At 71.1% G+C, this 8,141-nt stretch carries 9 protein-coding genes; 4 read left to right on the top strand and 5 right to left on the bottom strand.

The annotated features are described in order from the left end of the window. A partial coding sequence (locus H7344_RS20190; protein WP_222130096.1) for a transposase occupies nt 1–488 on the top strand: 488 nt, incomplete at its 5' end. Here H7344_RS20190 and H7344_RS20185 read toward each other — a convergent pair. Continuing rightward, on the bottom strand, nt 464–697 hold the full coding sequence (locus tag H7344_RS20185; RefSeq protein WP_222130095.1) for a hypothetical protein: 234 nt from the start codon (nt 695–697) through the stop codon (nt 464–466). The genes H7344_RS20190 and H7344_RS20185 overlap by 25 nt on opposite strands. Before the next feature lie 200 nt (nt 698–897). Between H7344_RS20185 and H7344_RS03400 the strand changes: the two genes are divergently transcribed. After that, a complete protein-coding gene (locus H7344_RS03400; RefSeq protein WP_186344568.1) occupies nt 898–1,332 on the top strand; it encodes a hypothetical protein in 435 nt (144 codons plus the stop codon). A 152-nt stretch (nt 1,333–1,484) separates the two neighbouring features. Here the strand turns inward: H7344_RS03400 and H7344_RS03395 are convergent, their stop codons facing one another. Further along, nucleotides 1,485–1,853: a DUF6578 domain-containing protein gene (locus H7344_RS03395; protein WP_186344567.1), complete on the bottom strand. Its 369-nt coding sequence runs from the start codon at nt 1,851–1,853 to the stop codon at nt 1,485–1,487. 132 nt (nt 1,854–1,985) lie between these two features. Here H7344_RS03395 and H7344_RS03390 point away from each other — a divergent pair, with 132 nt between their 5' ends. Continuing rightward, nucleotides 1,986–2,348, top strand: a complete 363-nt coding sequence (locus H7344_RS03390) for a hypothetical protein (protein WP_186344566.1) — start codon at nt 1,986–1,988, stop codon at nt 2,346–2,348. 519 nt (nt 2,349–2,867) lie between these two features. On the opposite strand, the gene H7344_RS03385 is transcribed toward H7344_RS03390, so the two are convergent. Then, nucleotides 2,868–3,233, bottom strand: coding sequence for a hypothetical protein (locus H7344_RS03385; protein ID WP_186344565.1), 366 nt, complete (start codon nt 3,231–3,233; stop codon nt 2,868–2,870). 214 nt (nt 3,234–3,447) lie between these two features. Between H7344_RS03385 and H7344_RS03380 the strand changes: the two genes are divergently transcribed. Continuing rightward, nucleotides 3,448–3,915, top strand: a complete 468-nt coding sequence (locus tag H7344_RS03380) for an HIT family protein (protein WP_186344564.1) — start codon at nt 3,448–3,450, stop codon at nt 3,913–3,915. 139 nt (nt 3,916–4,054) lie between these two features. Here H7344_RS03380 and H7344_RS03375 read toward each other — a convergent pair whose 3' ends face one another. Both H7344_RS03375 and H7344_RS03370 read right to left on the bottom strand, forming a co-directional pair. After that, nucleotides 4,055–6,934 carry an AAA family ATPase gene (locus H7344_RS03375; RefSeq protein WP_186344563.1) on the bottom strand — a complete coding sequence of 960 codons (2,880 nt, stop codon included), beginning with the start codon at nt 6,932–6,934 and terminating at the stop codon, nt 4,055–4,057. Continuing rightward, nucleotides 6,931–8,100: an exonuclease SbcCD subunit D gene (locus tag H7344_RS03370; protein ID WP_186344562.1), complete on the bottom strand. Its 1,170-nt coding sequence runs from the start codon at nt 8,098–8,100 to the stop codon at nt 6,931–6,933. Before H7344_RS03370 ends, H7344_RS03375 begins: the two co-directional genes overlap by 4 nt. Nucleotides 8,101–8,141: the final 41 nt, after the last annotated feature.

Below are 8,141 nucleotides of genomic sequence, written 5' to 3'. Positions count from 1 at the left end.
TCGACGGGGAGCTCGAGGCGCTGCGGATGCTCACCGACCGGCGTGAGGCACTGACCCGTCGGCGGGTCCAGACCGTCGACCGACTCCAGGCGTTGTTGGCAGAACTCCTGCCAGGGCAAGTGAAGCGCGACATCACCACGGGTCAGGCCAAGGCCATGCTCGCGTCAGTGCGCCCTCGTGACATCGCTGGGAAGACCCGTCGCCGGATCGCTGCCGAAGAGCTCGCCGAGCTGGCCGCGGTCGAGGCGAAGATCAAGAAGTCCACCGCCGAGCTCAAAGCCATCGTCCTGGCTCGCGGCTCACGCCTCATGGATCTGCACGGCGTCGGCCCCGTCGTCGCTGCCCGCACCTTGGCCGCCGTCGGCGACGTGAGGCGCTTCGCCGACCGCAACCGGTTCGCGTCCTGGACCGGCACCGCACCCCTCGACGCGTCCTCCGGCGAGCAGAATCGGCACCGGCTCCCTCACGTGCCGGAAACCGGCGGATGAACCACATGATCCACATCGCCGCGATCAGCCAGATCCGCCTCGACACCGACGGCCGCGCCTACTACCGGCGCAAGCGAGCCGAAGGCAAGAAGCCCCTCGAGGCCATCCGGTGCCTCAAGCGCAGGATCTCCGACGCCATCTACCGCCAGTTGCTCGAGGACGCACAACGTGCCGCTGTCGAGGACGTTGGCACGGGTCCGGGAGGGCACTGCAGGGCGTCTCAAGAATCCAGCGCGGCCGACCCTCCCCTGCACGTCGACACTTCGGATCAGCCACTTCCCGGACCCGCGGGAGAAGACGCTACGCCGAACCGGTTGACAACAGAAGGGAGCCGGAATGACGCAGTTCGAGAGCGGCGCACATCGCGGCAGATGCGGACGTGTCCGACTCCTCGGATAGCGTCCTACGCGTGAATGCTCAAGCCGCTGGCATGTTCCGACGGACGGAGATCGAGCGGTCCGACCAACGGGTTGCATGGGAACGGGCGGACCAAGCCTTCTTTGCTGCCGGAGCGTGCCACCTGCTGGCCTGGGTCTGCCGCGAGGAGTACCCGGACCATTCCATCGCGATCGAGGCGTTGCGGTTTGAGGGCGAGCAGCAGGTCTTCCACACCTACGCGACCTGGAATGGTTGGACCTTCGACCACTCAGGCTGGAATCCGGAGCCGCAACTGGTTGCGGTCAACACCGACTTCGAAGGTCACCGGCTCGAACGCGTTGCGATAACGGTCGACCTCGCCGAGTTCTGCGAGCAGCACTATCACCGGATGCCACATCACTACTGGCGCGACCCTCTGCAGCGCGCCCGTGACTACGTCGGGCGGCACCAGCCCCCATGGCTGTAGCGCTTCGTTCGCCGCGCGCTCATCGGCATGAGCGGGCGTTGATAGCCGCGCTTTCGGCCCGGTGTGCGGTGATCGCGGCAGGACCGCGCGCTTACGGCCACGCTAGGCGGCAGGTGCGGATTGCCCGCGCCAGTCGTCTAGCGCTCTGCCGATTATCGAATGTTCGTCAGTGTCACGAGGTAGCCAGAGACGTGGAGACCGTCCTTTTCTGACTCCCAGCCGTCCACTTCGGCAATGGGAAAGGTCTCTACCGAACCTGGAATGACGTGTCCCTGGGCGAGGCGACACCGGTAGACCTCAATACGCGAAACGATGCCGGTGTAGCCGACTGTGTCCACTGGTCGCGGAGCGTGCCAGTCGACGCCCATCGAAACCCGAGCGGCAGTGTCGGCTCCTACATGCTCGGTGAGCGCTCTCTCGTTGAATCGCGAGCCGACCGGCCACGTAACGCTCTGTCCCACGACGAACGGCAACATCTCGGCCTGCACCTGCCAAGCCTCGACCCAGACCAGCGCGTCCATGTCGGCATCGTGCCAGTAATGGGTGGGAACGTCCGCTATCCGCATGAACGGGCGTCAAGAGCCGCGCTTTCGGCCCGGCATGTGCCGCCCGTCGATGCCGACCGTTCGACCGTTCCGGGTGACAATCGCCGGGTGACTCAGACGACGACCGCCTCGCGCAGGCTGGGCACAACGGTTTCTGCTGCGTGGATCCTGCCCGTCATCGCGGTGTTCGTGGGCGGCGGCATCGGCGATAGCCACAGGATGGTTGGACACACCGCCTTGCTGGTGCTCGGCCTGGGGGCGGTCGCGGGCGTGCTCTGGCAGTTGCTCAATCGCCGGGACCTGACGAACCGCCTCACTTTCCTTGCATGCTGCGTCGTCGTTGGCGCGGCCTTCCTTGCACTCGCACCGTCTGGTTACTTGCTTGCCAACTCGGGTCCTGGCCACGTACTGGCTGGGACTCTGGCAGGCCTAGTGCTCACCGAGCAGTGGTTGCGTCGTCGCAAGCAGTAGTCACGGCGTCTCTGTCGGCTCACTTGGCCCGAAGTGTCTCGAACAATCCGTAGTGTCTACTGCTGGTGGCAGGTCACTCGGATGCCGGGACGACCTCTGAGCGCAGTCGCTCGTAGAGAGGTTGCCCTCCGCGCGATGCGCGGCCTGGTCGCGGTCGGTCATGTGCCGGGGGTCATATGCCTCGCCTCAACTACGGAGGTCTTCGATTAGTTCCGCGCTGAGGCCGAGGTACGTCTGCAACCAAACCAGGTCGTCGGGCAGGTCTCCATCGGCATCCCAGAGAGGCATGGGACAGACGTACTCAGCCATCAACCGCAGGTGGTCGCCTTGCAGAGGGCGGCTGAATATGTCGTCCTCTGCCCAGTCGCGTCCATGGCCGTCGATGATGGGCTTGCGTCCCCGCTCCACGCTGACGACCTTAACCACGCCAGGCCCGGGCCTGGGGTGTTGCCGCCGTTGCAGCATCCGCACACGTCCGGAGTGTTGCCGATGCCGACGCTTCCCGCGTCGTGACACCTGTCAAGTCATCTCGGGGGCGGTGAGGTAGATGACCTCCCTGGCGACTACCGCTCCTTCGTCTCGGTACTCAATCCGCCCCTCAGTCACGTCGCTTCCGAAGAGTCGCAAGGTGTAGGTCTGCTCGTCGGCATCGCTACCGCAGCCCCTCCCGCGTACTTCGAGTTCCCCGTCCACGCCAGCGACGTCTATCAGTTCCTGGAACTCGTCGCGCATCGTGACTCCCCGCGCACGGTCGCCCAGCACGGGATTCTGGCCTGACGTGACGAAGGTGAGGTGCCAGTGTCCGTTGGCATGGCCCACAGGGAGACGTTCAACGATGCGGCCACTGGGCATCTCGACACGGAACTGGCCACCGGGCGTAAGCATGGTCGAGAACGTACACACGCAGGTCGTCGCTCGCCCCGTTCTGGCCGCGGGCGCTGACGCTGGGCGTTGACCTACGCGGTCCCCGCTGCGCGTTCCGTCCAAGGCAGAGGCCGTGGAGTCGGCGACTCCACTCATTCGGGCCGGAGTGCACTGATCGCGGCAGATCCGGGCGAGCGCAGCAGCCCTCATCGCGGAATGTGGGAGCGTTCCACTCATGAGCGACTGGCGAGCAGATCGCATCGGCACAGCCTTGCGCGGGGAGAATCCCACCGTGCTTGGCAGGCTCCCGGGAGCGTTCGCGGTGATCGGTGACGTTCAGTGGCTACCCGGCTACTGCGTTCTACTTGCTGACGACCCGCACGTCGGGAGCCTGTCCGATCTCTCGCGACCTGGGCGTCGGGACTTCCTTGAGTCAATGGCCGACCTCGGCGAGGCGGTCAGTCAAGCCTGTCGAGAATTGGACTCCGAGTTTCGTCGAGTCAATCTGGAGATCCTGGGCAACACCGATCCGTTCCTCCACGCGCATGTGTGGCCCCGCTACGAGTGGGAGTCGCCCGCGCTCATCCGGAAGCCGGTGTGGCTCTACCCGGCAGAGAACTGGTCGGACCCGGCCACCGCGCTTGGCCCGGAACACGATCCGCTGCGCGAGGCGATCACGCGGCATCTCTTCAGGAACGGCTGATCACAAGCAACTCATCCCACAAGAGCGATAAGGCTGTCCGCAACGTCCGACTTTCGGCATGAGCGGACACCTGCGGGCGCACGCCGACAGGCGGCGCTGTGGGCGTGGGTCGTCGCGCCATCGAGTGCGAGCGGATGGGTCAGCCGGTGAGCGAGACGGTCGACCCGTGCCGTGACTTGGCGACGAGCAGCTGGGTGGGGATGCGGTCGCGCATCTCCGCGACGTGGCTGACGACGCCGACGACCCGGCCGCCGTCGCGGAGCGAGTCGAGGGTGTCCATGACGGCGTCGAGGGTGTCGGCGTCGAGGGAGCCGAAGCCCTCGTCCACGAAGAGGGTGTCGAGGGCGGCGCCGCCGACCTCGTTGGTGATGACGTCGGCCAGGCCGAGGGCCAAGGCGAGGGAGACCACGAAGGTCTCGCCGCCGGAGAGGGTGGCGGGGTCGCGGGCCTCGCCGGACCAGTCGTCGCGGACCAGCAGGGAGAGCCCACCGCGGGTCTCGCCGGCGCCGCGGCGGCCGGTGTGCTCCAGGGAGTAGCGGCTGTCGCTCATCCGGGCGAGGCGCTCGTTGGCGGCGGCGACGACCTGGGAGAGGCGGTAGGCCAGGACGTACGCCGAGAGCCGCATCTGCAGCCGGTTGTCGGCGGACTTGCCCTCGACGAACGCGCACAACCGGGTGGCCAGCTCGAGCTCGGCCCGCAACGGCGCCCAGTCGTCGAGGGCGTCGGCCAGCGACGAGTGCAGCGACGCGAGGCGGCCGGCGCGGGTGGTCCAGCGGTCCTCGGCGGTGCGGGCGTCGTTCAGCGCAGCCAGGGCGGCGCGGTGGGCGCCGACGAGGGCGTCGAGGTCCGGGGGAGTGGCGGCCGCGAGCTCCTCGGAGCCCCGAGCGCGCAGCACCTCGGTGACGGCCGCCAGGCGCTGCTCGTGGCGGGCGAGCCGCTGTTCCAGCCGCGAGCAGGCAGCGGCGTCGCGGAGGGCGGCGTACGCCTCGTCGGGTGTGTCGAAGCCGGCGGCGGTCATGGCGTCGGCCAGCGCGGCCTCCGCCTCGGCGACGGCGCGGTCGGCCTCGGCGAGGCGGTCCAGCGCGTCGAGCGCCGCGCGGCCCTCCCGCTCGGCGGCGCGGTGCCGGCGCAGGAGGCGGTCGAGGTCGGCGGCGGCGTCGCCGGTCGTGTACTCGCCGGCGTCGGCCATCGCCTGCTCGAGCTCGTCCGCCAGCACCTCGGCCTCCTCGGCGAGGGAGCGCCGGGTGGCCTCGACCGAGGCGGACTCGGCCACGAGCTCCTCGACGGCTCGGGAGGCCGCGGCGGCGTCGGGAGCCGGGCGACCGCCGGCTGCGGCGAGCAGCCGTTCCAGCGACGTGGCGAGCTCGGCCCGCTCGGCCTCGAGGCCGTCGACGTCGCCCGGCCCGGCCGCGTCCTCGGCGTGCTCGAGCCGGATGACCAGGTCGCGGACCTTCCCGTCGCGCAGGTGCTCGAGGGTGGCGGCGTCGTCGACGGCGCGCTGGGCGGCCTTCTCGGCGTGGTCGTCCGGGGCGTCGGGGCCGGCGACGGCCTTGGCCGGGTGGTCGTCGGAGCCGCATACCGGGCAGCAGGCGCCGACCGCCAGGGCGCCGGCGAGCTCGGCGGCCATGCTGTCCAGCCGCGCGCGGCGTACGTCGATGGCGTGCTCCCGCGCGGCGAGCGTCGCCTCGCGCGACTCGTGCCACGCCTCCCGGGCGGCGGTGAGCTCGGTTCGCAGGCGGGCGACCGTCGCGTGCGCGGCGATCCGCTCTACGACGGTGTCGAGGGCGGACTGCACCTCGACGGCCTCGCAGCGGGCGCGGGCGGCGGCGGTGAGCCGTTCGAGCTCGGTGGCGCGGGTGGTCAGCCGGCCCGCCTCGGTGTGCAGCGTCGCCAGGCGGGCGGCGCGTGGGCGGAGCGCCTCGACCCGGGCTGCGGCGGTGACGGCGACGTCGACCTCGGCGACCAGGGCCTCGCGATCCTCACGCGTGACGGCTCGGGCGGCGGCGGCCCGGGCGGTGCGGGTCTGCTGCACGAGCCGCAGGACCGGCGCCACGCCGGCCGCGCGCCGTGCCGCCTCCAGGACGACCCTGTCGGACGCGACGGCGTCGGCCTCGCCGAGCAGGGTCTGGTGCTCGCGGGCGGCGTCCGCGAGCCGGGCCTGCCGCTCGGCGAGTGCCCGGCCCGCCTCGAGCGCCTGCCGGGCGACGGCCTCGGTCGAGCCGGCGGTGACTGCCTCGACCCCGGACGCGGTCGCCGAGGCGGCGGCGGACTCGGCGAGGCCGCCGGCCCAGGCGAGCAGCGTGCCGTCGCCGGACGGCTCGGTCAGGTCGCGCACGTCCCACGGAAGCGGGGTCGCCACGACCTCGCTGACCCGGCTGGCGAGGTCGGCGACACCCTGGTGCGCCGACTCGGAGCGCCGGCGCAGGTCCAGGCGGCGGTCGCGCAACCACCGCTCGACGTCGGCGAACCGGCCGGTGCGGAAGAGGCGCTGGAGCAGCTCGTGGCGCTCCTCCGACCTCGCACGCAGGAACGCCTGGAAACGGCCCTGGGGGAGCATCGCGACCTGGGTGAACTGGGTGAGGTTCATGCCCAGCAGCTCCGAGACCAGGTGACCGGTCTCGTCGAGCCGCGAGGACAGCGGCACCCAGTCACCGCCGACGAGCTCCGACAGGGTCACCGACGCCTGCTGGGTGGTGGTGCCGGTGCCGCGCTTCTTCGGGCGCTCCCAGGCGGGCGACCGCACGATCCGGAACCGCCGGCCGCCGAGGGTCGCCTCGAGGGAGACCTGGGGCGCGACCCCGGGCGCCGCGGCGTCGCACCGCAGGCGCTTGGCGCTCGAGCGGTCGCCGGGGACGTCGCCGTACAGCGCGAAGCACACCGCGTCGAGCACGCTGGTCTTGCCGGCGCCGGTGGGGCCGGACAGCAGGAACAGCCCCGCGGCGGACAGGTGGTCGAAGTCGACGCGCACGGTGTCGGCGAACGGCCCGAAGGCGGTCGCCTCGAGGGAGTGGAGCCTCACCGGGCCGCCACTCCCAGCACGGCGCGGTCGAGGTCGGGGTCGTCGCAGCACGCGTCGATGGCGGCGTCGAGCAGGGTCCGTTCGGCGTCGGTGGGCGGGGTGCCGCGCAGGTCGCGGACGAACTCGTGGGCGATGTCGTGGTCGGTGCGGCCGGCGGTGCGGGCCGCGGGGGCGACGCCGATGCCCGGCGGCGGGGTCGCGAAGCCGAGCACGAGCGTGTGCGGGAAGCGCCGGCGCAGGCGGTCCATCGCCTGCAGGGGCCGCACCTCGTCGGTCAGCGTGGCCTGGACCCACGAGCCCTCGTGGCGCTGGTGGCGGGCGTCGGTGAGCAGCTCGTCGAGGGTGCCGGTGAGGCGGGCGAGCGGTCGGGGGACCGGCGCGTCGACGTACTCCGCCGTCACCGCGCCGTCGGCGGCGAGGTCGACGAGCCAGGAGCCCTTGTGGTGGTCGGCCTCGGAGAAGGAGTACGCCAGCGGGGAGCCGCTGTAGCGGACCCGCTCGGTGAGGGTGTGCCGGCCGTGCAGGTGGCCCAGCGCGACGTAGTCGATGCCGCCGAAGAGCGTGGTCGGGACGATCGAGACGCCGCCGACCGAGATGTCGCGCTCGGAGTCGCTCGGCTGGGCGCCGGCGACGAACGCGTGGGCCAGCACGACCGAGCGGGTGCCCGGTCGGGTCGCGAGATCGGCGCGGACGCGGACCATCGCCTCGGTCAGCGCCGCCTCGTGGGTGCGGGCGCGGAGGTCCCAGGGAGCGGCGACGGCGTGCGGGTCGAGGTAGGGGAGCGCGTGGACCGCGACCGGCCCGTGCTCGTCCTCGAGCAGCACCGGTGTGCCGACGCCCGCGGGGTCGGTGCGGATGAAGACGCCGGCCGCGTCGATGAGCCGCGAGCTGAACCCGAGCCGCTGCGCGCTGTCGTGGTTGCCGCTGGAGATGACCACCCGGGCCCGCGAGGCGGCGAGCCGGACCAGCACGTCGTCGGCGAGCCGGACGGCGTCGACGTGCGGCAGCGCGCGGTCGTAGACGTCGCCGGCGACGACGACGAGGTCGACCTTCTCGGAATCCACGACCTCGAGCAGGTGGTCGGCGAAGGCGGCCTGGTGCGCGAGCATCCCCTCACGGTGGAACGACCGGCCCAGGTGCCAGTCGGAGGTGTGGAGGATGCGCATGCGAGGACCGTAGGAGGCGGCGCCGACAGTCCCACGGACCC

It is taken from the genome of Nocardioides deserti (assembly GCF_014266025.1).
Lineage (GTDB): Bacteria > Actinomycetota > Actinomycetes > Propionibacteriales > Nocardioidaceae > Nocardioides > Nocardioides deserti.
This window is presented reverse-complemented; position numbering and strand designations above follow the sequence as displayed.

Coding starts and splice junctions, on each gene's coding strand:
- H7344_RS03395 (WP_186344567.1), bottom strand. CDS start 1,853: ATGGACGCGCTGGTCTGGGTCGAGGCTTGGCAGGTGCAGGCCGAGATG.
- H7344_RS03385 (WP_186344565.1), bottom strand. CDS start 3,233: ATGCTTACGCCCGGTGGCCAGTTCCGTGTCGAGATGCCCAGTGGCCGC.
- H7344_RS03380 (WP_186344564.1), top strand. CDS start 3,448: ATGAGCGACTGGCGAGCAGATCGCATCGGCACAGCCTTGCGCGGGGAG.
- H7344_RS03370 (WP_186344562.1), bottom strand. CDS start 8,100: ATGCGCATCCTCCACACCTCCGACTGGCACCTGGGCCGGTCGTTCCAC.